This window comes from Roseibium sp., assembly GCF_039982295.1.
GTDB lineage: Bacteria > Pseudomonadota > Alphaproteobacteria > Rhizobiales > Stappiaceae > Roseibium.
Window position 1 is genome coordinate 254,939 of sequence record NZ_JBDWYP010000092.1, and the last position, 23,360, is coordinate 278,298.

Here is a 23,360-nt window from a genome sequence, read left to right on the forward strand (position 1 = left end):
TTGGCCGCTCGCAGGCCCGCTCCGCATCACCTTGAAAGATGAGCGGATATCGGAGTTGTTCTTTCAAAAAACAAGGCCGCAGAAGCGGCCTTGTTGCATTTCGGCGTCACGAAGCAGTGAGTGGCGGCTACTCAGCTGCGCGCTTGTCCAGTTCTTCACGAACGAGAGTGACCATCTCGGTCGAAATCTTGTCCTGCCACTGACGCGCGGCACCAATCGCCAGCGCGGTGATGGTCGGGCCATTCGCAGCAAGCTTGGCACCAAGCGGTGAGCGGTAAAACTCGGCAAGCTGGTTAAGTTCTTCTTCGGAGAACCGTCGAGCCCAGACTTCATAGACCATGTTGTTCAGTTCACTGCGACGCGGCGCAAGTTTCAGCGCTACTTCCGTGGAAACATCGACAACTTCCTGCGTGCGGGACGGGTCCGACTGGATGAACAAGGTGCGCGTCTGCTCAGCGAGAAGCGGCAAAATGTCATCGAACGAACTTAGCGCCTTGGTTTCCTTGACAACCTGACGAGCCGCTTCGAGATGGCTCGCGCTGAACTCCTGCGCCTGGGCGCTCAACGGAAGAAAACCGGCGACAAAAAAAGCTGCGCCAACAAAGGGACCAGCGGACAGCAGGGACTTAAGTTTCATAGTCGAACTCCATCACGGACAGGTCGTTGTACGCTACCTGTCGTCAAATTCCAAAAATCAATTTGCGGCGTCTTGCGCTGCGGCTTCCACAACGCGCACACCATCAGCTCCGGCCACATAGGCCTTGTCCGCAAGACCGATGAACAGGCCATGCTCTACAACACCGGGAATGGCCGCCAGGTCTTCTGCAAGGCAGGCAGGATGCTCTATGCGCCCGAGCGAAGCGTCGATGATGTAGTGCCCACCATCTGTGACGAAAGGATGATCCTTGCTGCCACGCAAAGTGAGGTCACCTGACAAACCGTTTTCTGCAATCGCAGCCTCGATCGCATTCCATGTTGCGCCCAAACCGAACGGCATCACCTCGATCGGCAATGCAAATGCGCCAAGCACATCAACCACTTTGCCTGCATCCGCGATGACGATCATCTGTCTGGAAGCTGCCGCGACGATCTTCTCGCGCAAGAGCGCGCCGCCACCACCCTTGATGAGAACAAGCGAAGGATCCAGCTCATCCGCGCCATCGACCGTAAGATCCAGTCGCGGCTCTTCCTCAAGCGTGGTCAGTTGAATTCCTTCGGATTGAGCCAGTTCGCGCGTGCGCTCGGACGTCGGCACGCCGATAACATCAAGGCCCGCGCGCACGCGCGCACCCAAGGCTTTGACAAAGTGCTCTGCTGTGGAGCCGGTTCCGATCCCAAGCTTCATGCCGGGCATCACATCCTCTACAGCACGCTCGGCAGCAAGGCGCTTCCACTCATCACTCATTCTGCTCGTCATCCCTCATCCGCAGCAGACTTTCACGAAGCGAAAAAACCGTTTTTCAAAGGCAAGGTGAAAGCCCTGAAATTTGCTCCGCGCGATCATCTGAGCGGCGTGATTAGCACGCCTTTGATGAGCGGCAAAGGGCAAAGCAGCCGTTTCCCGACGAGAAGATGAAAACGCACCGTTAACAAATTAACCATAAGTTTTAAATTATAATTCTTCAATTACTTAAAACTTCCGCTGGTGGAGGCGCTGCAGGAAATGAAACTTCTCAAGCTAAAACGGAAGTCACCGGAAGTTTCTGCGCTGATGCAGTCGGATCTGCCAGTTCTGGAAAATGAACAGGAATCCACCGATACCAGCGAAATGATGGCCTTTGCGCTCGATTCCATCGAGGATGACCTTCAGGTCGCGGCCAAAGACGTCAGCAAGGACGCAGCGGCGGTTCAGGACAAGATCTCCGAGCAGATTCAACTTCTCAGCCACATTCAGGCCGAAAGCGGCGGTCTTCGAGAACAAAGTGCAGAGGCCGCCGCCAATGCGACGGCCCTGGCTGATTCCATCACCGAACTCGCCACCTCCAGCAACGAGATCGGCAAGCAGGTCGTTGTCTCCAACCAGCTGGCGGAACAGGCTCGTGACGTGGCCGATGAAGCCAATGCGGGTGTTCTCAACCTGAAGACCGCCATTGAGGATATTGCAAACGTCGTGAAACTGATTTCCGATGTTGCCAAGCAGACCAACCTTCTTGCGCTGAACGCGACGATTGAGGCGGCCCGGGCAGGAGAAGCCGGCAAGGGCTTCGCTGTCGTCGCCAATGAAGTGAAATCACTTTCCGTCGAAACGCAAAACGCCACGGATGAAATCGTCGCCAACATCGACAGGCTGCAAATATCAGCAGAGACAAGTATCGGCTCGGTCAATCGCATCATCGACGTCATTGGCCAGATCCGGCCAAGCTTTGCCGCGGTTGAAGAAGCCGTTCAGGAGCAGATCGGCACGACAAGCCAGATTGGTGAGCGCGCCAGTGAAACGGCCACGTTCGTCCAGGATGTCACCGGCCGTGCCGATGCAATTGATACTTCGACAAATGACGCGTTCCTCGTCGCAAATGAAGCCAGTCAGGCCAGTGCCGACATGGGTGTTTCCGCCCGAAATCTCGGCAACCGTTTCACAATGATGATCCGTCAGAGCGCCGTTGGCGACCGCAGGAAATCGGACCGTCTTCCGATCAAGCTCAAGGGCCATGTGGTCGCTGGCAGTGAAAGAATCGCCATCGAGACGATTGACATTTCCAAGGGTGGTGTCCTCTTCAAAGGATTCAGTGAAGAGGCACTGGCGAGTGGCCAACAGGTCAAGCTCTCTCTCACTGGCCTGGAAGACTGCGATGCCAGGATTGTCCAAATCTCCGAAAACGGCGCTCATTGCGCTTTCTCTTCGCAGAGTACGGCCTTCGCGGCAGCGCTCGACCATTTGATCGAACGCATTCATGCGGACAACAGTGTTTTCGTGGAGCGAGCGGAGAAAGGTGCAAGCAAAATTGCCGCAGCCATGGAGCAGCTTCTTTCGAGCCGCCGGCTGTCCGTCGACAGCCTGTTCGACACAAAGTACCGGCCGATCCAAGGCACAGACCCTCAGCAATACAGCACTGGTTGCATCACGCAGCTCGAGGAAGTGATGCCTGCGATCCTGGAAGAAATCCTGTCTCTGGACCAGAGCATGGCATTTTGCACCGCTGTCGACAGGAACGGATATCTGCCGGTTCACAACAAGGCCTATTCCCATCCCCAACGTCCGGATGATCCTGTCTGGAACGCGGCCAATTGCAGAAACAAACGCATCTTCGATGACCGCGCCGGCCTCAGCGCGGGGCGCAACACCCGCCCCTTCCTGATCCAGAGCTACGCCCGGGACATGGGCAACGGCAAATTCGTCTGGATGCGCGAAGTCGACGCACCGATCATCGTCGACGGCCGGCACTGGGGCGGTTTCCGAACAGCCTACAAGCTCTAGCAGATACCTTGTCGCGAAGGATTTGAGAGGTTAAGCAGCGAAGTCGCTGCTGCCTTCCATCCTCGAAAGGGCTGTCCATGTCTGTTCTCGTGTTCGATCTTGACGGCACGCTTGTGTCTTCCATGTCAGACCTGACCGCGACGCTGAACGTCGTTCTTGTCGACAACGGCTATCGCTCTGTCGCGCCGGAGAGCGTGCGTGCGCAGGCGGGACAAGGGGCAAAGGCGCTCCTGCAGAAGGGGCTCGAAGCAAACGGTGTCACCTGGACCGACGATGACATCACGCCTCTGTTTGACCAGTTTCTGATCTATTACGAAGCGCATATAGCCGATCATACCCGCCCCTTCCCCGGAGCGATCGACGCGATGACACACCTGCGGGACGAAGGCTGGCGACTGGCCGTCTGCACCAACAAGATGGAACGGCTGACCCACGCCCTGCTGGACGCTCTCGACATGACCCGTCATTTCGACGCGATTGTCGCGCGCGACACATTTGCAAATGCGAAGCCTCATGCGGAGCCGGTACTAGGCGCCATTTCCCGCGCTGGCGGCATGCGGGAACGATCGGTCATGATTGGCGACACAGCGACAGACATCGACGCTGCACGTGCGGCTGGCATTCCGGTTGTCGCGGTCGACTTCGGCTACACGCAGGTGCCCGTCTCGGATCTGGCTCCAGATCGTATCATTTCCCACTTCAACGAGTTGCCGCAAGCCATCCAGGACCTTGCCCGCTCATCCTGAGTCACGGACTTTGCCCGGACCGGGCATCCGGTGCCATGCCAGCTGACCGGCGGGACAAGACATTGCGTTCAAGGGCCCTCGCTGCACCACAATCTGCGTCGGGGCGGGCTCATTGCCGTCTTTCCACGAAAAATCGCGCCAATGCCGCCCAGTCACCGACCTGTTCCCTCCTTCCTGAAGCCCTGCCTGCTATACCTTCAAGAAGTGATTCTCGCTGGTGACAGGTAAGGACCGATAGAACGATGGCGCCAAAGACTGCAGCCAATCCGTTGATGGAAAAGATGCACAAGGCGCTCGCCTACCAGAAGCAGGGCGAGACCGAAAAGGCACAACGGCTATACAAGCAGGTCCTGAAAAAGGTGCCCAACAATCCCGACGCCAATCATCTGCTTGGCGTCTGCTACCGTCAGCTCGGCTTCCCGAAACGCGCCATGGAGTACATCCAGAAGGCTATCGAACTTGCCGATGACCGCGCACCCTTTTACGCAAATCTTGCCAGGACGATGTCGGATCTTCCAGGCACAACGCCAGAGACCACGCTGGCAGTGACGCAAAAGGCGCTTTCCCTTGATCCCAACATTGTCGAAGCGCAAAACCTGCAAGCGATCGCACTGAGCAAGCTGGACCGCCTGGAAGAAGCCGAGGAGATATTCCAGCGCCTGATTGTCCGCCACCCGGAGCATCCCGATGCCTATCGAAACTACGGCATTCTCTTGCGCGATAACGGTGATCACGACAAGGCGGCGGTACTCTTGTTCAAATGTATCCAGCTGGATCCTGACAATCCCGAAAACTACATCCAGCGCGCGAGGGCCAGGCACGAGGCAAATCAGTTCAAGGAAAACGAAGCGGAGTTGAACAAAGCCCTCGATCTGTTCCCAGAGAACGGTGATCTGCATCACGAGTTGGCACGAACTCTGTTCAAGCTGAGCCGTACCTTTGAAGGTCTGCCGCACGCGGAGTTTGCAGCAAAACAGGACCCTGACAACTACCACAAGCATGTCACGCTTGGCGTTCACCACAACGCAATGGGCGTACTGGACAAGGCAGCAGCGTCTTACAAGAAGGCGCAAGCCGTTGCGCCCGGAGCACTTCCAGTTGTCGATTGGAACTTATCTCTTGTTCATCTGGGCATGGGCGAACTTGGTCGGGGTTGGGATTTGCATCGCGCCCGTTTTTTAGACACAAACACCACGACGCTTTGCCGCGAATTCGAAAAGCCCGAATGGGACGGAGAGCCACTCACCGGAAAGTCCATATTGCTTTGGCCAGACCAAGGCCTGGGTGATGCGCTGCGCAGCGGGACCATTATTCCCGACCTTCTGGAGAGCGGTGCCAGTGTGCTCATCGAATTGCCTCCGAAGATTCGGGAGGCCTTTGCCTTCAGCTTTCCTGAAATTGAAATTAGACCAACCGCTTTCGACTCGGCGACCATAATGGCGCAAACCCACGACTATGACTTTCATTGCTCCCTAACTGACCTTGCGAAGTTCTACCGTCGCTCCCACGCGGACTTTGAAAAAGCAAAATTTCCCGCCTTTTCCTTCGACGCGAAAACGGCGCGCGAGTTTCTTCATCGCCTGAATGGCGATAAAGAAAAGCCAATAGTCGGAATTAGCTGGAGGTCTAAAAACCTTGCGGAATACCGGGCAAGATACTACCTGTCTGTACCAGAGATTTCGCCAATTCTGGAGTTTGACGACGTTATATACGTCAACTTGCAGTATCTCAGCATTGAGCGTGAACGTGAGTATCTAGCCCAAAAAAGAAAGTTCAACTTTCACCATTTCGATGATGTTGACCTATTTGACGACATCCACGCGGCAGCGGCTCTGACTGCCTGTTGCGACCTTGTGATATCGGCAAACACCAGCGTTGCGGACATTGCCGGTTCCTACGGCATCCCATGTTGGCGTTTTGGTCCGCCGGAGGCAATTATCATGCTCGGCAAGGACTATATCCCCTGGTCCCCTCTCACAACGCACTTCCCCGTCGCTGAAGAGGAACCGGCAATAGCGGTCGTTCCCCGCCTTAAAGAAGCGCTAAAAACCTGGCTGGAGACCTTTTCACCGGAAGAGCGCAACGAGCGTCTTGGCCTGTAGGTAGTTTGAGCTGACAAAACCTTCGCAGATCAGCAATCTCCGGGCGCAGTTGCAACCGCAACGAGCGTGTCTGTCGCATCGATCTTGCGCAAAGCTGCCTCATAGGCTGCTGTGAGTTCAGGAGTATCGACGATCGAAAGGGTTGACTTATGTCCACCCGGCTTTGCGTCAGCGAGCCAAGTCATGTGATTGGACAAGGGGTAGCGCTGAACCCCTTCAATCATAACCTGTTCAAACCCAGCATATGAAATCATCCGCCGTAAACTCTCCCGCGTATGCAACAGCAAATGCTGGCTCCAAAGGGTAAAGGCCTTAAATGCTTCGCAGCGGACCTGTGACAAGAGCAGGTCGCTGGCATGGGGAACCTCGACGATAAGTCGTCCACCTGGTTTCAGCTTGGCCCTCATCGAGGCCAGATCACTTAGCGGACCGGGAAGATGCTCAAGTACGTGAAAGCAAAAAAGCGCATCCAGCGAAGCATCCTCAATTTCCTGCAATGAGGTGACGCAGCTAATGCCGTCCTGCCGGAGAGCCTGCACAAAGCTTTCCTGCAACTCGACGCCGATTACGTCTCCTGCATCTGACGAAATCGCTTGCAGAAAAGCGCCTTCCCCACACCCAAAATCGGCAACTCGTTTGCCAGTATAGAATTGGTCATAAGATTTCGACCGCCGCGATGCATCCGCCTTGACTTCATAGTCACGAGCGCCAGCTCGTTCCACGCTCTGTTTCCGATACCCACCGTCGCAATAGGTCTCGTCTCCCACATAAAATGTGTCAATGAATACAACGCCAGAAAGTCGATCGCGATAGACATTGAGAGGTTTTACATCGCGTGTCTCTTCCGCATAGATCTCCAACGTATCTTCACTCGACAGGTTCAGAACCTCAAGCGTCTCGCGAATCCGATTGCGGACTTCACCTGTATTTGCTGAAGGTCCACCTTTCGAAGTCATCTCGTCTCCAATCCCCTGTTGCGCGCGGCTTCAATTGCCGAGGAGCTTCCTCGAAATCAACAGGTCACAAAACTCACGCACAGCGCCCTGCCCGCCGCGTCGCTCCAGAACAACATCAGCCTGCGCCTTTACCTCCGACTGCGCGCTGCGTGGTGCGGCGCTGAGACCACAGGCAAGCATCGCGGGCAGATCGCTTATGTCCTCGCCGATGAAGGCGATCTGGTCCCACTCCAGTCCCTTGGCAAGCCGCCATTCGTCGAGAACTGCTTTCTTGTCATAAGGATGGTATCGAAATTCCATTACAAGCTTGCGCGCTCGAGCCGCGGCCAGCGGACTATGCTCACGCTCAAGCATGAGAAGGTCCGTTCCCCGGCCAATCAAAAGATCGAGCCCCATCTCGTCACTGCGATTGCATCTGATAGTTTCATTTCCGTCAGCGGAAACGAATACGCTATTGTCAGTATGAACGCCTTCGAACGAGCTTACCAACGCCTTGATCGGCGCGACCGAGTCCATATCGATCGCACCTGTAAAGGGCTCGGTTTTGATGAAAGCCTCGGCGATGTCCCAGTCCTGGGACGTGTCGATCTCGATCCAGGTCGAGTCCAACGGCACAAGTATTGTCTTTCCGCAGTAGCGGTTTCCCGTCTCGAGAAACTCTGGCACGCGCATGGCATAGACAGCACCGTTCTCGCGGTATCGTGCGGATATATCCTGTCGGCGAATTCTGGGCATGCTGGGATCGTGATTGAGCCCCACGCCTGCGCCGTGCTCATCGACCTCCCAGTAGAAGCCGTGATCGTCCACGACAGATATTGCACTGGTCGCACCCTCAGACAAAAGAGCTTCAACAACCTGATCAACATGGTGTGCGAGTGTGAAGGGAGCTGTGCATTGAAGAAAGACAAGAATGTCGGGAGCGTCCGCCAGCAAGGACGGCTCGTTGCGAAGCAGATGTATCAGTGCCGATTCCGAACTGGCAGTCGGACCGCTCAGCTCGTCCGGACGCTGAAACCCGATCGCACCATACTTACGCGCAACAGATAGAATTTGCTCGGAGTCACTGGATACGAACACATCCGAAATGAAACGCGATCCGCGTGCGGCGCGAACTGTTCGCCCCACAAGCGGAATCCCGTTCAGCGGACGAATATTTTTTCCTGGAAGCCCAACCGATCCGCCACGGGCAGGAATAGCGGCAACAATTTTCATTTCAGAGGCTCCAGGACTGCCAAATTGCCGCTTTCCACTCCATCCATCATTCGGCGACCTTTCTCGCAAAAACGGTCACAAACGATCCCCAAAATGCAGGCGATACACTGCTCTTCCCCTCCAGCATGGCCTCGCATGCTTCAACGGAGGCGAACCGTGTGTTGAAGAAAGGAAACTCGACTTTCTCAATGACAAACCCCTCATCGCGCAAAAGGCGTAGCAGCGAGTCATCTGTAAAGAGGCTGACGTGGGTGGGATCATGCAAGAGCCGAAAGCGATCCCCGAAAACACGAGCTGCAGCGCTCGCAAAATTAGGTGTACCGCAGACAAAATGACCACCTGGTTTGAGAATGCTGCAGATATTTCGAACAAAGCCGATAGGCTCTTCAACGTGTTCGATTACATGGTGGGCGATCACCACATCGAAATTATTGGCGGGAAAGGTATCGCCTTCAAGGATACCCAGTCTTAGGTCGGCATCGCACCTTTCTTGTGCAACATCGATTGCTCGCTGCGAGGTGTCCAGACCGATACAGTCATGGCGCACCTCCAGTTGCTCCAGCAGCTCTCCCAACCCAAAACCTATGTCCAAAACCTTCCCTGGCATCAGGCCGTTCACGAAGGCAGCTATGTAAGCCAGATCGCTCTTTCGTTGATCACGCTCGCCGGCAAGGTCACGAACGTTCCCATCCGGGTCGACTTTTGCGTTCCAATAATCCTGCGGCAATGGTCTTGCAGGATAATGTACAAAATAGTCGAGCGTTTCATAGAGGCGCAGACAGCGATCAATCATGGACATTGCGAAAAACGACTCTCCGTCTGAGCATTTCTGCGCAGCGGGTGGTCACGCAGACGATCTAGATTAAACCCATTCCAAGTGATTCGTGCCATCTACTCGCAACAGATCCGGCTAAGAACGAATTCTTCACCCGGCTCTTTAAGGCACTTACACAGCTCAAAACGCTATGCGTACGCTCTAGAGCCGGTTTTTTCTGATCAAATCAGAAACGTCTGGGCGTCAGACACCTAGACTGTCTGGTTCCGCCGCAGTTTTTCGGCAATGGGCTTTTCGTCGTCGTAAACGCGAATGGTTCCATCTCCGAGGGCAACCTCGAGGCGGCGGATGTCGCTCACCAGATCAGTCAGCTCACTCATCTCGATTGAAGCGGCCTGATCGGAGCCCCAGTCCGAGCGGTCCAGTGTGACATGACGCTCAACGGAAACCGCACCGAGCGCGACGGCTGCAACCGTCGGCATCAAGCCGGTTTCATGGCCGGAGTAGCCAATCTTGAGATCAGGAAATTCTGCTGCGAGCGTTTGAACGCCGCGCAGGTTGATCTCGCCATCCTTGGTCGGGTAGGTCGAGGTGCAGTGATAGAGGCATGCGATTGTGCCGCCGGCGACGTCAATGGTCGCAACGACACGGCGTATCAGGTCAAGATCACTCATCCCGGTGGAAACGAGCAGCGGGCGCCCGGTGCGGGCGCAATGCTCAAGGAAATCCCTGTCCGTCAACATGGCGGACGCGACCTTGAGGTAAGGGCTCTCATAGCCCATCAAAAACTCAGTAGATCCTTCGTCCCACGGAGACGCGAACCACTCGATGCCGATCTCCCGGCAGAGGGCATCAATCCGGTCATATTCGGCCTTGCCGAACTCCAGGCCACGTTTCTGCTCGCCATTGGTCGTGCCGAAAACGCTTTCCCTCGGCCGTGCCAATTCTTCGGGGGAGTAGACGACGTCGATCGTGCGCTTCTGAAATTTGACAGCGTCGCAACCGGCTGCCCGAGCGGCCCGGATCATTTCCAGAGCCTTGTCGACATCGCCGTTGTGGTTGATGCCGATCTCGGCGATGACATAGCAGCTGCTGTCGGTGATCATTTGGCCCTGGTCCGTTTCGCCATTCAGCCTCAAGGCGATGTCCCTGAAGTAGAATGCCTATTTTGCGGTCACGCGCATAGCGTCGAGGCAATCTTCCTGCCACTACCACTCACGGCTGTCCAGCGCTCTGCAGGCGATGCGCCGCTCGCTGCCCTGCTTTCTTTGGAAAAAGCCGGAAACACGGGCGCCAAACAGAACTGGCGACGCAAAACGGCCGCCTCTCGGCGGCCGCTCAAACCATTCTCTATACGTGAAAGAATCACCCAACAAACGCGCGTTCGACCACGAATTCGGCGGGCTTGTTGTTGGCGCCTTCGGTCAGGCCGGCTTTTTCAAGCAGGACCTTTGTGTCCTTGATCATGTCCATGGAGCCACAGATCATGCCGCGATCAATGGCCGGATCCAGAGGCGGCACGCCCAGATCAGTGAACAGCTTGCCGTTTTCGATCAGGTCGGTGATGCGGCCCTTGAAGGGGTAATCTTCCCGCGTCACCGAGGTATAGTGAATCAGCTTCTCTTGCGCGAACTCGCCAATCAGAGGATCGTTCCTGGTCGCTTCGACCAGGTCGAGGCCATATTTCAGCTCCGCCACGTCGCGGCAGGTGTGGGTCACGATGACCTGCTCGAACTTTTCATAGGTATCCGGGTCGCGGATCAGGCTGGCGAAAGGCGCAAGGCCCGTGCCGGTGGAGAACATATAGACCCGCTTTCCGGGAACCAGTGCATCGTTGACCAGCGTGCCGGTCGACTTCTTCTTCATCAGCACGGCATCGCCCGGCTGGATCTTCTGCAGGTGCTGGGTCAGGGGACCGTCGGGCACCTTGATGGAAAAGAACTCCAGCTCCTCGTCCCAGGACGGGCTGGCAATCGAATAGGCGCGGTAGAGCGGCTTGCCGTCAATCATCAGTCCGATCATGACAAATTCCCCGGACCGGAAGCGGAAGCTCGCGGGGCGCGTCATGCGGAACTTGAAAAGACGGTCGGTGTAATGCTGGACCGAAGTGACTTCCTGGACGTAGGCGCCGGCAGGCGCGGCAGCTTCCAGATCGGCAGCCTTGGCAAGGACATTCATGTGGTTTGGACTTCCGCTCACGATAGTGTCGACATATTCAGGCTACTCTCTAACACCTGCCCGGCCTTGATTTGAAGCAATCGCGGTCTCTGATTTGCAGAAATGGCAGAAAATTGATCCCGATCGCCCGCTGGCAGCGACAAATATCCCCACCGTCAGAGCCGGCTTCCCGGTCACTGGCTCTCAAAAGAGCATTTGGCGAAAAAATCGCCCTGGAATGGCTGAAGCGTTGTGCAGGTGTTTGGTGACGGCAACCCGAAGAGGGCATAAACAAGTTCAAGTGCAAGACTTGTTTGACAGAAACGAGAATTCGAAGCACTCTCGAAATAATAAAAAAACTTACACTTTCCAGACACTTCAAAAGGACTGAAACCATGTCCGATCGGGAACAGTATTCAGAAGGAAAACGGATAGCATTCGTCATCCTTGATCGCTTCTCGATGATAGCGTTTTCATCGGTCATAGAACCTTTGCGACTAGCAAACAGGCTGCTCGGAAAAGAGTACTATACGTGGAAGACTTACTCCTTAGACGGCAATCCTGTCACGGCGAGCAACGGCGTCGAAATTTCGGTTCAATCTTCTATTCGCGAACTGGATGACGCTGACGTTACACTTTTGTGTACTGGCCTGGATGTTGAGCGACTTCCGGTCGACCCGGAGCTCGGCAAGCGCCTGCGCCGCCTGAACGCGATGGGGCGCACTTATGGCGCCATCTGCACGGGGTCCTATCTGCTGGCCAGATACCATCTTCTGGATGGCCGACGCTGCACAATTCATTGGGAAAACCTGCGCTCGTTGCGCGAGGAATTTCCGGACGTCGAAGTGCGTGCCGACATTTTCGCCATCGACCGCAATTGCATCACCTGCGCGGGCGGCATGGCCTCGATGGACATGATGCTGCGACTGATCGCAATCCAGCATGGCGCGCACCTTGCCCATGAAATTGCGGAGGTATCGCTTTACCAGAACATCCGTTCCGGCGAGAGCGCCCAGCGCCACGACGCAGAGGCGCGTACGGGCATTTCGAACGCCAAGATTCTCGATGCGGTGCGTATCATGGATCTGCATATCGAAGACCCGCTGAGCTGCCAGCAGCTTGCAATGACCGTCAGCCTGTCTCCGCGCCAGCTGGAGCGGCTTTTCCGCCGTCATTTCAACTGCACGCCCGGCCAGTACTACCTGCGCCTTCGCCTGGAGACCGCACGCGATCTTCTACGCAGAACAGGTCGGCCCGTGCTGGATGTTGCGCTCGCCTGCGGTTTCGCCTCAACCTCGCATTTCACGAAGTGCTACCGGGAACGGTTCAGCTGCACTCCGACCGAGGAACGTCAGACCTACCAGTGGGGCACTGACGCAAGCAGATCCCTTCAGGCGGTTCGCTGACCTGAACCGTTGAAGCCGGGTCAGCCCGAGAAAACAGGTCTCGCAACGATGAAGAGACCAAGGATCAGAAGACCTGTGTAGAACAATTTCCGGAAGAGGCTCTCCGACAGCCTCTTCCGGATCGCCTGCCCTGCGAAAAAGCCCAGAAACGCCGGAGCTGTTGCCCAAAGCGACGTCAGCCCCATTTCCTGTGTCATCAGGTTGTTTCCCGAAAGCGTCAGCGCCAGTGCAATCGTCGAGCCGAGAAACAGCATGCCCATCGCCTGGACGAACTGATTGCGGTCAAATCCCAGGCTTTGCAGGTACATGACCCCCGGCACGGCGTAGGATCCGACCATGCCGGTCAGCATTCCATTCACAGCGCCGAAAACAATACCGAGCCCCTGCTCCCCCCCTGCCGGCGTCTTCATCTGATAATCCGAGAAGGGCGTAGGCGACAAGCACAACGCCCAACAAGGCAGACATCAAGGACAGGTCCGCCCCTTCCAGCACCAGACCTCCGAGCCAGACCACCCCCGTCGCCAGAAGCAGAAAAACCCAGATCCGCTTCACGATCTCCAGGGCGTGCCCGCCGGTCAGGGCCTGCAGGACGTTGGTGGCAAAGGTTGGCACCAACATAAGCGCCATGGCCGTCGGCAGGTCTGTGACAACTGTCATCAGGCTGAGCGCAACCGTTGGCAGTCCAAGCCCGATGACGCCTTTCACAAGGCCTGCGAGACAGAAAACAGCAATGATCAGGGGAACAAGAATCGGATCGGTCATTCGGGAAATGCTAATGAATGCGGCACGAGAAAGAAAACCGATCGGCAATCGCACTTCGCATTTCGGGTTCACCTCGCACGAAAGATGCTGCTACCACTTGTCGAATGACCCAGCCTCTCGACACGGCCGCCCTGCCGCATCTTCCCAACTCCACCGCCCGCCGCCTGTTCATGTCGCGGCACGGCCTGTTGCAGACACCCAAGGGACCAGGCAAGGGCTCGGACCTGCTCGGGGTCATCGAAGACCTCGGCTTTGTCCAGCTTGACAGCATCAACACGGTGGCACGAGCGCACCACATGATCATCGCTGCGAGGCGACCGGCCTATCGCGAGAAGTTCCTGAAGTCTCTCTACGAGAAGGACGGACACCTGTTCGAGCACTGGACGCATGATGCCTCCGTAATCCCGATCCGTTTTTACCCCCACTGGAAGCTGAAGTTCGCGCGAGATGCCGAGAAGCTGAAGGGCAGATGGCGCAACTGGCGGCGCGACGGCTTCGAGGAAAAGTTCGACGCCGTTCTGAAACGGATCGAAGCGCATGGGCCGGTCACCTCCGGAGATGTCGGCAAGGACGAAGAGCGCAAGAGCGGCGGCTGGTGGGACTGGCACCCGTCCAAGACGGCGCTCGAATATCTCTGGCGCTCCGGTCAACTGGCGGTTTGCCGCCGGGACGGTTTTCAAAAGGTCTATGATCTGAGTACCCGTGTCATTCCTCAGCAACAACTGGCCGCCCTGCCCGACCCGCAGGACACGGTCAGCTGGGCATGTGAGGAGGCCCTCACTCGGCTGGGTTTCGCCACCTCCGGAGAGATCGCCGCATTCTTTGATATCGTGACACCGCAGGAAGCAAAAAGTTGGTGCGCGCAAGAACTCGCAGTAGGCAGGATCATCGAGGTTATGATCGGCTGCGGCGAAGACCTGACACCTCGGCGCAGTTTTGCCTTCCCGGACGTTTTGGCCGAGGCAGACGCTTTGGAAGCGGCAACATCGCGCCTGCGCATTCTGTCCCCCTTTGACCCGATGCTGCGCGATCGAAAGCGCGCAGAACGTTTGTTCGGTTTTCACTATCGAATCGAAGTCTTCGTACCTGAACCCAAGCGCAAGTACGGCTATTACGTCTTCCCTGTTCTGGAGGGTGAGCGGCTGGTCGGGCGTATCGACATGAAGGCGTTTCGAGCCGAAGACAGGCTGCAGGTCACCGCCTTCTGGCCAGAGCAGGGTATCAAAACCTCAAAGGGACGCCTCGCCAAACTTGATGGCGAACTGGCGAGAATGGCAAGGTTCGCCGGCGTCTCCAGGGTCGACTATGCAGACGGCTGGCTCCGGACGCCGTTCAGCTGATCTTCATCGCTCTCACATGGAGCCTCCGCAGGACGCTTTGCCGCAAGGATCTCTTCTGGCAGGACAAGCGCAAAGCGTATATGTTCAATTTAGTGAATATATACTTTGACCAACTTGGCCCTGCTGGAGACTGTAAAATGTCCATGGAACGCAAACTGATCTTCGTCGCTGGTGCAATCGTCCTGGCCTCCGTTCTTCTCGCCGTCTACCAGAATCAGAACTGGCTGTGGCTGACAGGCTTCGCCGGAGCCCACATGATGTTCACTTCGGCCACCAACATGTGCCCGCTTGTTCGTTTTCTGACACGCAACAGCAAGCCAGAACTCAACTGAGCCACCAAATGCGGTCGCATGTTGGCCGTCCTTGGGGTTGCTGCGTCCACTAATCGTGTCGCTTTCACTCCCCGGGCTGTCGCATATGTGATCTTTGTTGCAGCGCGCATACCTCTAGCGTTTTGAATGACATCAAATAAGCTCTCGCCAAAGCAAGGCAGCAGCAAATACAAGTCATCATGATCGCACGAGAGGAAGCCCTGGCATGAGCAGTGATATCGAGATTGCGCGCGCGGCAAAGATGCGGCCCATTGCCGATATCGGCGAAAAACTTGGCATTCCAGAAGACGCCCTCATCCCGTTCGGCCGGACGAAGGCCAAGATCGAGAGTGATTTTCTGAGTTCTCTCGCGGACCGACCAGATGGAAAGCTTGTTCTCGTCACGGCGATCAGCCCTACCCCGGCAGGTGAAGGCAAGACCACGACCACTGTCGGGCTCGGCGATGGTTTGAACCGGATCGGCAAGAAGACAGCCGTATGCCTGCGCGAACCCTCTCTCGGTCCCTGTTTCGGCATGAAGGGTGGCGCCGCTGGCGGCGGCAAGGCACAGGTCGTGCCCATGGAGGACATCAACCTCCATTTCACCGGTGACTTTCACGCGATCACATCTGCGCATAATCTCCTGTCGGCGCTGATCGACAATCACATCTACTGGGGCAATGCGCTGGAGATCGACACCCGCCGCGTCACCTGGCGCCGGGTCATGGATATGAACGACCGCGCCCTGCGGACGATCGTCAGCTCCCTAGGAGGCGTCTCAAACGGATTTCCCCGAGAAGCCGGTTTCGACATAACGGTCGCTTCCGAGATAATGGCAATCCTTTGCCTCTCGACCAGCCTGGAAGACCTGCAGGACCGCCTCGGCAATATCATCGTCGCCTACAGGCGCGACAAGAGTGCGATCACGGCACGAGAGCTTGAGGCAGACGGTGCGATGACTGTCCTTCTCAAGGAGGCAATCCAGCCAAACCTGGTCCAGACCCTGGAAAACAATCCGGCCTTCGTCCATGGCGGCCCCTTTGCCAATATCGCCCATGGCTGCAACTCGGTCATGGCCACAAGATCCGCGCTCAAACTTGCCGACTACGTGGTGACGGAAGCGGGCTTCGGCGCCGATCTGGGTGCAGAGAAGTTCTTCGATATCAAATGCCGCAAGGCAGGGCTTTCCCCCAAGGCCGTGGTGATTGTCGCGACCGTCCGTGCGCTCAAGATGAACGGCGGTGTCGCTAAAGAAGATCTGGGATCAGAGAATGTCGAGGCAGTTGCAAAAGGCTGCGCCAATCTGGGCCGCCACATAGAGAACGTCAAACAGTTCGGCGTGCCAGCTGTCGTCGCAATCAATCATTTTACCGCGGACACGGACGCGGAAATCGCGGCCATCAATGCCTATTGCGCCAGCCACGGCACAGAGGCCGTTCTGGCGACACATTGGGCTGATGGAAGCGCGGGCACAGAAACCCTGGCCCACAAGGTGGTGGAGCTCGCCGAAAGCGACACCGCGCAATTTGCGCCGCTTTACACTGACGACATGCCGCTCTTTGAAAAGATCGAGCAGATCGCGAAGCGCATCTACCGGGCGGATGACGTTCTGGCAGACAAGTCGGTGCGGGATCAGTTGCGCCGCTGGGAGGCCGACGGTTTCGGACATCTTCCGGTCTGCATGGCCAAGACCCAATATTCCTTCTCGACGGATCCCGCCTTGCGCGGCGCCCCGACAGGTCACAGCGTGCCGGTCCGAGAGGTTCGGCTGTCAGCGGGCGCGGGCTTCGTCGTGGCAATCTGCGGAGAGATCATGACCATGCCCGGTTTGCCAAGGGTTCCCTCGGCAAACCACATTGGACTGGACGGCAAAGGTCAGATCGAGGGGCTATTTTAGCCTCTCACCCGGGCGACGATCACACGTCCACATCCACCTTGCCGATGGGATGAGAGCAGCAGGCTAGAATATAGCCCTCTGCGATCTCATCCTCCGAGATACCGCCGTTGTGCACCATATGCACCTCGCCCTTGCGCTTCCTGACCTTGCAGGTCCCGCAAACACCAAAGGTGCAGCCTGAGGGAATGTTGAGGCCCGAGGCACGTGCCGTTGCCAGAACCGTATCCGTCTCCTTGCATTTGGCCGTGACGCCGGAAAGGGCAAAGCGGATTTCAGCGCCTGAATCCTCGTCAGGAACAACGTCATCCACTGCCGGTAGCTCTTCAACGGCCTGCGTCGGAGCGTGGAAGCTTTCCTGATGGTAGCGGTCCATATCAAAGCCGAGCCCCTGAAGCGCTTCGCGAACCGCTTGCATGAAGGGCTCGGGGCCACAGCAGTAGACCTCGCGCTCCAGATAATCCGGCGCCATGAGCCCGAGCATCAGCTGGTTGAATTGTCCCTCGTAGCCGGTCCAGGGACGATAAAGGTCCGGCCCATCGACAACGAACTTCAGATTGATGCCCGGAGACCGGCTGGCCATATGCTCCAGGCGCTCCCGGAAGATGATTTCCGACGGGCGGCGCGCGCAATTGATGAAGACGATATCCGGCTCGGATCCCAGATCGAACATCCACGTGGTCATGGACATCATCGGCGTAATGCCCGAGCCCGCAGAAATGAAAAGGTACTTGTCCGAAGGATGATGGACCATGGAGAAATGTCCAGCCGGACCGATGGCCTTGATCTTCATGCCGGGCACCAGGTTGTCCAGCATCCACCGGGTTCCGATGGAATTTTCCTGGGCCTTTACGGTGACCGACAAGGAGCGTGGACGTGATGGCGACGAGGAGATCGTATAGGTCCGGTGAAGCGGGCCGCCGGGCACAGGGATCTCCAGCGTCAAGAACTGGCCAGTCAGATAGTCGAACAACGCGCCGGAGGGCGCGCGGAACGAGAAGGTCATCGTGTTGGGCACTTCCGGAATGACGGAAACGCATTCCAACAGTTCGCTGTCTTTCCAGACGCCGGAACCCTGGATCGGAGATAGGTCGCTCAAGGTCTTACTCCGCTGCAATCACTTGCGGCGCGACGTTGCGGCGCAAGGTGTCCAGATACCAGTCGACGAACTGCAGCACGCCAGACTCCTGCGACGGTGAATAGGGACCGGGCTCATAAGCCGGTGAGTTGATGCCCATCTGGTTGTCCTCAACCACCTGACGATCCTCGTCATTGGTCGTCATCCAGACTTCGGTCAGGTGCTGAATGTCGTAGTCGCGCCCCTCGACCGCATCCTTGTGCACGAGCCATTTGGTCGTCACCTGGGTTTCCATGGGCGACACTGGCGTGACCCGGAAGACGATCGAATGATCGGCGAGGAAATGGTTCCAGGTCGATGGGTAGTGGAACTTCAGCAAGGTGCCGGCGTCAGGCAGCATGACACGCCCCAGCCACGGCGTGACCGCGAATTTTCCGTCCATCGTATAGCTGAGAGCGCCTTCCTTGAGCGGCATGCGCGCCAGACGGAATTGACCGTCCTCCGCCAGATGAAATTGTGACGGTAGCCCCTTGGCTTCACAGCGCTCGAAATGTGCCTGCAAGTAGGGCGGGGTCTCACCACCTTCGCCGATGCCCGACACCGAGGGGTCATCCGGGAATGTCCGGCAGAGCGCAGGGTGATTGCCGCCGCAATGATAGCATTCACGGTTATTTTCCCAGACCAGCTTCCAGTTGCCATTCTCGGTAATCGTACTCTCGAACGCGACTTTTGCATTCTCGAGCCCGTGGGGCAGAAGATAAGGTCGTGCCGTTTCCGCAAAGCGTTCGAAATCCGGTGGCGTATCTGCCATGCAGATATAAATCAGTCCCTCCAGTTCCCGGCAGGCGACAGATTTCAGACCATGCTTGGAGGCGTCGAAATCGGTACCCATGTCACGCGCCCAAAGAAGACTGCCGTCGAGTTCATAAGTCCACTGGTGATAGGGGCAGACCAGCTTGGGCGCATTGCCCTTTGCCGCCTTGCACAGGACCGAGCCGCGGTGACGGCAGGTGTTGTGAAAGGCACGGATCTCGCCATCGGTTCCACGAACGATGATGATGCCATAATCACCAACACGGTGTGTGACGTAGCTGCCCGCCTTGGGAAGCTCGCAGGTGGCGATGGCAAAAAGCCACTCTTTGTAGAAGAAGGTTTCCAGGTCCATCTGGTAGATGTCCGGATCACTGTAAAATGCCTGCTCGAGGGCATGACCTTGGCGGTGGCGATGCAGCAGTTCGAGCGATTGTTGAGCCGTCAACATGGGCGTGACTCCAGAAGCCTGTAGGCGAGAATATGCGATGACAAGAAACCGTATGTCTCCATTGTGCTTAGCACCACAAGAACACACCGCATTGCAACGAAACCGACACCGAAATGCCGGTTTCGGACACGCCTGTCCGCCGGGCTGATTATCGGCGGATTCACTTGTGGATGAGTGGGGCCAAATCTGTCGCAGGTGCGACTTCGCACGTCGTTTTAAAGACACCCCGACCGCCGACCCGGATTCATTGTCGATGACAGGCGTATACCAGCCAGGGACGGAGCCACCATGTCGGACGATGATATCGATCTCGCCAGCCTCACCGACGATGAACTCGTCGAGCAGATGCATGACGACCTCTATGACGGTCTGGCTGATGAAATCCAGGAAGGGGTCAACATCCTTCTGGGACGTGGCTGGACACCCTATGACGTCCTGACCAAAGCCCTTGTCGAAGGCATGAGGATTGTCGGCGTCGACTTCCGAGATGGCATCCTGTTTGTTCCGGAAGTTCTTTTGTCCGCCAATTCCATGAAAGCGGGCATGGGCATTCTGCGGCCGCTACTCGCCGAGACCGGCGCGCCGAAGGTCGGCAAGATGGTCATTGGCACGGTCAAGGGCGATATTCACGACATTGGCAAGAACCTGGTTTCCATGATGATGGAAGGAGCCGGTTTTGAGGTGATCGACATTGGCATCAACAATCCGGTCGAAAACTATCTGGCTGCACTGGAAGAGCACAAGCCGGATATCCTTGGCATGTCGGCTCTTCTGACCACGACAATGCCCTACATGAAGGTCGTGATTGACGCGATGATCGAGAAGGGCATTCGGGACGACTACATCGTCCTGGTGGGCGGCGCGCCTCTCAACGAGGAATTTGGCATGGCTGTCGGCGCCGATGGATATTGCCGCGATGCTGCGGTTGCCGTTGAAAGCGCCAAGGACCTGATTGCGCGCAAGCACAATCAGCTGGCCGGCAAGGTCTGAGACCATGTTGCGGGAGGAGGCAGTGTCCAACATCGACACCCCTCTCCCTCACGGCGACGATTGCGCGCCTGCTGGTGCAAAATCGGTTCTCGTCATCGCCTGCGGCGCCCTTGCCCGCGAGATCCTCGCGATTTGCGCGGCCAATCAACTCGATCATGTCGAATTGACATGCCTGCCGGCCCAACTTCACAACACTCCCGACAAGATCCCCGAAGCTGTCAAAGCAGCGATCGAGGAAAACAGAAACCACTACAGCGAAATTCTGGTCGCCTATGCCGATTGCGGCACCGGCGGTCTTTTGGACAGGGTTCTCGAAGACACTGATGCCCGGCGGATCGATGGAGCGCATTGCTACGCGTTTTTCGCCGGCATTGAAGCCTTCGACCTGCTTGAACAGGATCAGCTCGGCACCTTCTATCTGACCGATTTTCTGGCGCGACATTTCCAGACGATGGTGATTGAGCCTCTCGGGCTCGACTGGAACCCCGAACTGCGGGACCTTTATTTCGGCAATTATTCACGTGTGCTTTACATGGCGCAAACCGATGACCCCATGCTTGAAAACGCCGCCCGGTTTGCCGCAAAGAGACTGGGCCTGCCCTTCGAGATGACCCGCACCGGATACGGCTTGCTGGGAGATTTCCTGAATGCTCCGGGCAACGCCTCCGATCCGGGCGGCCAGAGCTCATGAGACAAAATTTCCCCGCGTCGCTTTTCCATGCCGCCATGACGCAATCCCTCGTCTGGACATGCGACCGGCCCGACACTGTTGGTCCAGACGCGCTCGGGGGAGGAGCGAGGGAGCACTGATGGCACACAAAATCATCGTCTACTGGCGGGATATCCCGGCCCAGGTCCTGATCAAGCAAGGCCGCAAGGCTGCGCGCCGTGAATTGCCGCCGGTCTTCATGGAGGCGATTGACGCCTGCGCGATGAAAGTCGGTGCGAAGGACAGCGAAGCCTATCTTGCCGAATGGCGCCGATCCGACCCGGTCGAGGTCTCCGATGATCTGGAGCCAGAGGCAGACAGCGCGCTCGCAGAGATTGTCGACACCTATCAAAAGCCCTTGATCAAAGCCCTGATCGCCAACGCAGGTTGGGCAGCTGGAGATAGAGCATGATGCAGATTGCAACGCCCCTGCCCGCTTCCACCGAGATGTCGCCGCGGCAAGTCATGGAGAAACCAGAGCTTCTTGAGCTCATTCCTGCCGGAACGCGCGTCTATGTGACAGATCTCGGCAACGCGCCGGAAGATCAGATCGTTGCGGCCAGCGCACGGCTGACCGAGAGTGGCCATCTGCCCGTTCCGCATATGGCAGCGCGGCGCTATCCAAGCCTTGCCGCTTTCGAACGCCGGATCACGCGTTTGACGCAAGAAGCGGGTGTTCGCCATGTGCTGGCGATTGCCGGCGAAGCAGACGTCAGCGGCCCCCTCACCTCTTCTGTCGCGCTACTTGAGACCGGGCTGTTCGACAGGCTGGGCATTGGAAGCGTCGGTGTTGCGGGTCATCCGGAAGGCGCGCCAGATATCCCTCCCGAGGTCATCCGGAGCTTCCTTGAGCGCAAGCACGAGCTGGCAGCGGAAAGCGACGCCAGTTTCCACATCGTCACCCAGTTCGGCTTTGACCCGGTGCGGCTGAACCTCTGGCTCGACACGCTGACGCAATGGGGCAACAGGTTCCCGGTCCATGTGGGCGTTGCAGGACCTGCCAAGATGACGACGCTGCTGAAATATGCCGCCTTCGCCGGCGTCGAAAACTCCCTCAACTTCCTGAAGAAGCGCGGCGGATCCGTGGTCTCCATGCTAACTGGATATGACCCGGAGACAATGGTTGCGCCGCTCGAAGCCCGTCTCCAGCGCGAACCTCAAACGCCGCTCGCCCAGATCCATGTCTATCCATTCGGCGGCGTCGCCAAGACATCCGAGTGGCTCAACATGCGCGGCAGCTGGTCCTTTCGGGACGCAGCCAGCGTGACACCTCAGGAGATCGCCCAATGACCCGCACCGTTGTTGCCTCAGCCACGAAGGAAATCACAATCGGCTTCGACCAACCATTTTGCGTGATTGGCGAACGGATCAACCCTACGGGCCGAAAGAAGCTTGCAGCGGAAATGGTTGCCGGGAATTTCGACACGGTCACCGCCGATGCACTTGCGCAAGTCGCTGCCGGTGCCACCATGCTCGACATCAATGCCGGTGTGACGGCCGTCAATCCGAACGAGACCGAGCCTCCTCTGCTTGTTCAGACACTTGAGCTGGTTCAAGGGCTCGTCGACGTCCCGCTTTCCATCGATTCCTCTGTTACGGCTGCCATTGAGGCCGGCCTGAAGGTCGCCAAGGGCCGCCCCTTGGTCAATTCGGTGACGGGCGAAGAAGAAAAACTCGAAGCCATCCTGCCATTGATCAAGAAATACGATGTGCCGGTGGTCGCCATCTCGAATGATGAAACCGGCATTTCAGAAGATCCCGATGTCCGCTTTGCGGTCGCAAAGAAAATCGTTGAGCGTGCGGCAGACTTCGGCATTCCAGCTCATGACATTGTGGTTGACCCGCTGGTCATGCCGATCGGAGCGATGGGATCCGCTGGAGACCAGGTGTTCAAGCTTCTCCGGCGACTGAAGGAAGAGCTGAAGGTGAATTCGACCTGCGGTCTTTCCAATGTATCCTTCGGCTTGCCCCATCGCCACGGCATCAATGCCGCTTTCATTCCCATGGTCATCGCCTCAGGCATGACCAGCGCGATCATGAACCCCTGCCGACCACAGGAAATGGAAATGGTCCGAGCGGCAAACGTTCTGGCTGGCCACGATCCCAATTGCCAGGACTGGATCATGACCTACCGTGACCATACGCCCGCTGCTTCGAGCGCTGCGGCAAGCGTGGAAACTGCAGCGCCTGCAACCGGCCGCCGCCGGGGTGGCCGTGCCGGCCGTCGAGGCGCAGCAGCAGATTGA

23 protein-coding genes are annotated in these 23,360 nt (G+C 57.2%); 12 read left to right on the forward strand and 11 right to left on the reverse strand.

The window, feature by feature from the left end; all coding sequences use genetic code 11:
* Positions 1 to 127 precede the first annotated feature (127 nt).
* Together ABJZ52_RS21390 and rpiA are read right to left on the reverse strand one after the other, a co-directional pair.
* The gene (locus ABJZ52_RS21390; RefSeq protein ID WP_348186799.1) at positions 128 to 637 is read right to left on the reverse strand and encodes a DUF2059 domain-containing protein; all 510 of its coding nucleotides are present in this window, start codon (positions 635 to 637) and stop codon (positions 128 to 130) included.
* Between the two features lie 57 nt (positions 638 to 694).
* A complete protein-coding gene (gene rpiA / locus ABJZ52_RS21395; RefSeq protein ID WP_348186801.1) occupies positions 695 to 1,405 on the reverse strand; it encodes a ribose-5-phosphate isomerase RpiA in 711 nt (236 codons plus the stop codon).
* Between the two features lie 258 nt (positions 1,406 to 1,663).
* Between rpiA and ABJZ52_RS21400 the strand changes: the two genes are divergently transcribed.
* The 3 genes from ABJZ52_RS21400 to ABJZ52_RS21410 all read left to right on the forward strand — a co-directional run bounded on the left by ABJZ52_RS21400 (position 1,664) and on the right by ABJZ52_RS21410 (position 6,263).
* Positions 1,664 to 3,415 carry a methyl-accepting chemotaxis protein gene (locus ABJZ52_RS21400; RefSeq protein WP_348186803.1) on the forward strand — a complete coding sequence of 584 codons (1,752 nt, stop codon included), beginning with the start codon at positions 1,664 to 1,666 and terminating at the stop codon, positions 3,413 to 3,415.
* 77 nt (positions 3,416 to 3,492) lie between these two features.
* Entirely contained in the window at positions 3,493 to 4,161 is a 669-nt protein-coding gene (locus ABJZ52_RS21405; RefSeq protein ID WP_348186805.1) for an HAD-IA family hydrolase, read from the forward strand.
* Between the two features lie 242 nt (positions 4,162 to 4,403).
* Positions 4,404 to 6,263 (forward strand): tetratricopeptide repeat protein, encoded by a 1,860-nt coding sequence (locus ABJZ52_RS21410; protein WP_348186807.1) that lies wholly within the window; start codon positions 4,404 to 4,406, stop codon positions 6,261 to 6,263.
* Positions 6,264 to 6,292: 29 nt separating this feature from the next.
* Here the strand turns inward: ABJZ52_RS21410 and ABJZ52_RS21415 are convergent, their stop codons facing one another.
* The 5 genes from ABJZ52_RS21415 to ABJZ52_RS21435 form a co-directional block, all read right to left on the reverse strand.
* Entirely contained in the window at positions 6,293 to 7,219 is a 927-nt protein-coding gene (locus ABJZ52_RS21415) for a class I SAM-dependent methyltransferase (protein ID WP_348186809.1), read from the reverse strand.
* 30 nt (positions 7,220 to 7,249) lie between these two features.
* Positions 7,250 to 8,431 carry an acylneuraminate cytidylyltransferase gene (locus ABJZ52_RS21420; RefSeq protein ID WP_348186811.1) on the reverse strand — a complete coding sequence of 394 codons (1,182 nt, stop codon included), beginning with the start codon at positions 8,429 to 8,431 and terminating at the stop codon, positions 7,250 to 7,252.
* A 46-nt stretch (positions 8,432 to 8,477) separates the two neighbouring features.
* The gene (locus ABJZ52_RS21425; protein WP_348186813.1) at positions 8,478 to 9,230 is read right to left on the reverse strand and encodes a class I SAM-dependent methyltransferase; all 753 of its coding nucleotides are present in this window, start codon (positions 9,228 to 9,230) and stop codon (positions 8,478 to 8,480) included.
* A 227-nt stretch (positions 9,231 to 9,457) separates the two neighbouring features.
* A complete protein-coding gene (locus ABJZ52_RS21430) occupies positions 9,458 to 10,312 on the reverse strand; it encodes an N-acetylneuraminate synthase family protein (RefSeq protein ID WP_348186815.1) in 855 nt (284 codons plus the stop codon).
* Positions 10,313 to 10,571: 259 nt separating this feature from the next.
* Positions 10,572 to 11,384 (reverse strand): ferredoxin--NADP reductase, encoded by an 813-nt coding sequence (locus ABJZ52_RS21435; RefSeq protein ID WP_348186817.1) that lies wholly within the window; start codon positions 11,382 to 11,384, stop codon positions 10,572 to 10,574.
* 374 nt (positions 11,385 to 11,758) lie between these two features.
* Here ABJZ52_RS21435 and ABJZ52_RS21440 point away from each other — a divergent pair, with 374 nt between their 5' ends.
* Entirely contained in the window at positions 11,759 to 12,769 is a 1,011-nt protein-coding gene (locus tag ABJZ52_RS21440; protein ID WP_348186819.1) for a GlxA family transcriptional regulator, read from the forward strand.
* Between the two features lie 20 nt (positions 12,770 to 12,789).
* Here the strand turns inward: ABJZ52_RS21440 and ABJZ52_RS21445 are convergent, their stop codons facing one another.
* Together ABJZ52_RS21445 and ABJZ52_RS21450 are read right to left on the reverse strand one after the other, a co-directional pair.
* The gene (locus tag ABJZ52_RS21445; protein WP_348186821.1) at positions 12,790 to 13,107 is read right to left on the reverse strand and encodes a TSUP family transporter; all 318 of its coding nucleotides are present in this window, start codon (positions 13,105 to 13,107) and stop codon (positions 12,790 to 12,792) included.
* Positions 13,052 to 13,531, reverse strand: a complete 480-nt coding sequence (locus ABJZ52_RS21450) for a sulfite exporter TauE/SafE family protein (RefSeq protein ID WP_348186823.1) — start codon at positions 13,529 to 13,531, stop codon at positions 13,052 to 13,054. The genes ABJZ52_RS21445 and ABJZ52_RS21450 overlap by 56 nt, the downstream gene beginning before the upstream one ends.
* Before the next feature lie 104 nt (positions 13,532 to 13,635).
* Here ABJZ52_RS21450 and ABJZ52_RS21455 point away from each other — a divergent pair, with 104 nt between their 5' ends.
* The 3 genes from ABJZ52_RS21455 (at position 13,636) to ABJZ52_RS21465 (ending at position 17,079) form a co-directional block, all read left to right on the forward strand.
* Positions 13,636 to 14,871, forward strand: a complete 1,236-nt coding sequence (locus ABJZ52_RS21455) for a crosslink repair DNA glycosylase YcaQ family protein (RefSeq protein WP_348187164.1) — start codon at positions 13,636 to 13,638, stop codon at positions 14,869 to 14,871.
* Between the two features lie 137 nt (positions 14,872 to 15,008).
* Positions 15,009 to 15,203: a DUF2892 domain-containing protein gene (locus ABJZ52_RS21460; protein WP_348186825.1), complete on the forward strand. Its 195-nt coding sequence runs from the start codon at positions 15,009 to 15,011 to the stop codon at positions 15,201 to 15,203.
* A 205-nt stretch (positions 15,204 to 15,408) separates the two neighbouring features.
* Complete coding sequence (locus ABJZ52_RS21465; RefSeq protein ID WP_348186827.1) at positions 15,409 to 17,079, forward strand: formate--tetrahydrofolate ligase; 1,671 nt, start codon at positions 15,409 to 15,411, stop codon at positions 17,077 to 17,079.
* A gap of 19 nt (positions 17,080 to 17,098) precedes the next feature.
* On the opposite strand, the gene ABJZ52_RS21470 is transcribed toward ABJZ52_RS21465, so the two are convergent.
* Together ABJZ52_RS21470 and ABJZ52_RS21475 are read right to left on the reverse strand one after the other, a co-directional pair.
* On the reverse strand, positions 17,099 to 18,175 hold the full coding sequence (locus ABJZ52_RS21470; protein WP_348186829.1) for a hybrid-cluster NAD(P)-dependent oxidoreductase: 1,077 nt from the start codon (positions 18,173 to 18,175) through the stop codon (positions 17,099 to 17,101).
* 4 nt (positions 18,176 to 18,179) lie between these two features.
* On the reverse strand, positions 18,180 to 19,415 hold the full coding sequence (locus ABJZ52_RS21475; RefSeq protein WP_348186831.1) for an aromatic ring-hydroxylating dioxygenase subunit alpha: 1,236 nt from the start codon (positions 19,413 to 19,415) through the stop codon (positions 18,180 to 18,182).
* 288 nt (positions 19,416 to 19,703) lie between these two features.
* Here ABJZ52_RS21475 and ABJZ52_RS21480 point away from each other — a divergent pair, with 288 nt between their 5' ends.
* From ABJZ52_RS21480 to ABJZ52_RS21500, 5 genes are all read left to right on the forward strand, one after another.
* A complete protein-coding gene (locus tag ABJZ52_RS21480; protein WP_348186833.1) occupies positions 19,704 to 20,405 on the forward strand; it encodes a B12-binding domain-containing protein in 702 nt (233 codons plus the stop codon).
* A 31-nt stretch (positions 20,406 to 20,436) separates the two neighbouring features.
* Entirely contained in the window at positions 20,437 to 21,096 is a 660-nt protein-coding gene (locus ABJZ52_RS21485) for a DUF1638 domain-containing protein (protein ID WP_348187166.1), read from the forward strand.
* A gap of 118 nt (positions 21,097 to 21,214) precedes the next feature.
* A complete protein-coding gene (locus tag ABJZ52_RS21490; RefSeq protein ID WP_348186835.1) occupies positions 21,215 to 21,526 on the forward strand; it encodes a virulence factor in 312 nt (103 codons plus the stop codon).
* On the forward strand, positions 21,523 to 22,404 hold the full coding sequence (locus ABJZ52_RS21495; RefSeq protein ID WP_348186837.1) for a methylenetetrahydrofolate reductase: 882 nt from the start codon (positions 21,523 to 21,525) through the stop codon (positions 22,402 to 22,404). The genes ABJZ52_RS21490 and ABJZ52_RS21495 overlap by 4 nt, the downstream gene beginning before the upstream one ends.
* The gene (locus tag ABJZ52_RS21500) at positions 22,401 to 23,360 is read left to right on the forward strand and encodes a methyltetrahydrofolate cobalamin methyltransferase (protein ID WP_348186839.1); all 960 of its coding nucleotides are present in this window, start codon (positions 22,401 to 22,403) and stop codon (positions 23,358 to 23,360) included. Before ABJZ52_RS21495 ends, ABJZ52_RS21500 begins: the two co-directional genes overlap by 4 nt.

Excerpts from the sequence above, each read along its gene's own strand:
- ABJZ52_RS21390 (WP_348186799.1), bottom strand. The coding sequence starts at position 637 with ATGAAACTTAAGTCCCTGCTGTCCGCTGGTCCCTTTGTTGGCGCAGCT.
- rpiA (WP_348186801.1), bottom strand. The coding sequence starts at position 1,405 with ATGAGTGATGAGTGGAAGCGCCTTGCTGCCGAGCGTGCTGTAGAGGAT.
- ABJZ52_RS21400 (WP_348186803.1), top strand. The coding sequence starts at position 1,664 with ATGAAACTTCTCAAGCTAAAACGGAAGTCACCGGAAGTTTCTGCGCTG.
- ABJZ52_RS21405 (WP_348186805.1), top strand. The coding sequence starts at position 3,493 with ATGTCTGTTCTCGTGTTCGATCTTGACGGCACGCTTGTGTCTTCCATG.
- ABJZ52_RS21410 (WP_348186807.1), top strand. The coding sequence starts at position 4,404 with ATGGCGCCAAAGACTGCAGCCAATCCGTTGATGGAAAAGATGCACAAG.
- ABJZ52_RS21415 (WP_348186809.1), bottom strand. The coding sequence starts at position 7,219 with ATGACTTCGAAAGGTGGACCTTCAGCAAATACAGGTGAAGTCCGCAAT.
- ABJZ52_RS21420 (WP_348186811.1), bottom strand. The coding sequence starts at position 8,431 with ATGAAAATTGTTGCCGCTATTCCTGCCCGTGGCGGATCGGTTGGGCTT.
- ABJZ52_RS21425 (WP_348186813.1), bottom strand. The coding sequence starts at position 9,230 with ATGTCCATGATTGATCGCTGTCTGCGCCTCTATGAAACGCTCGACTAT.
- ABJZ52_RS21430 (WP_348186815.1), bottom strand. The coding sequence starts at position 10,312 with ATGATCACCGACAGCAGCTGCTATGTCATCGCCGAGATCGGCATCAAC.
- ABJZ52_RS21435 (WP_348186817.1), bottom strand. The coding sequence starts at position 11,384 with ATGAATGTCCTTGCCAAGGCTGCCGATCTGGAAGCTGCCGCGCCTGCC.
- ABJZ52_RS21440 (WP_348186819.1), top strand. The coding sequence starts at position 11,759 with ATGTCCGATCGGGAACAGTATTCAGAAGGAAAACGGATAGCATTCGTC.
- ABJZ52_RS21445 (WP_348186821.1), bottom strand. The coding sequence starts at position 13,107 with ATGGTCGGATCCTACGCCGTGCCGGGGGTCATGTACCTGCAAAGCCTG.
- ABJZ52_RS21450 (WP_348186823.1), bottom strand. The coding sequence starts at position 13,531 with ATGACCGATCCGATTCTTGTTCCCCTGATCATTGCTGTTTTCTGTCTC.
- ABJZ52_RS21455 (WP_348187164.1), top strand. The coding sequence starts at position 13,636 with ATGACCCAGCCTCTCGACACGGCCGCCCTGCCGCATCTTCCCAACTCC.
- ABJZ52_RS21460 (WP_348186825.1), top strand. The coding sequence starts at position 15,009 with ATGTCCATGGAACGCAAACTGATCTTCGTCGCTGGTGCAATCGTCCTG.
- ABJZ52_RS21465 (WP_348186827.1), top strand. The coding sequence starts at position 15,409 with ATGAGCAGTGATATCGAGATTGCGCGCGCGGCAAAGATGCGGCCCATT.
- ABJZ52_RS21475 (WP_348186831.1), bottom strand. The coding sequence starts at position 19,415 with ATGTTGACGGCTCAACAATCGCTCGAACTGCTGCATCGCCACCGCCAA.
- ABJZ52_RS21480 (WP_348186833.1), top strand. The coding sequence starts at position 19,704 with ATGTCGGACGATGATATCGATCTCGCCAGCCTCACCGACGATGAACTC.
- ABJZ52_RS21490 (WP_348186835.1), top strand. The coding sequence starts at position 21,215 with ATGGCACACAAAATCATCGTCTACTGGCGGGATATCCCGGCCCAGGTC.
- ABJZ52_RS21495 (WP_348186837.1), top strand. The coding sequence starts at position 21,523 with ATGATGCAGATTGCAACGCCCCTGCCCGCTTCCACCGAGATGTCGCCG.
- ABJZ52_RS21500 (WP_348186839.1), top strand. The coding sequence starts at position 22,401 with ATGACCCGCACCGTTGTTGCCTCAGCCACGAAGGAAATCACAATCGGC.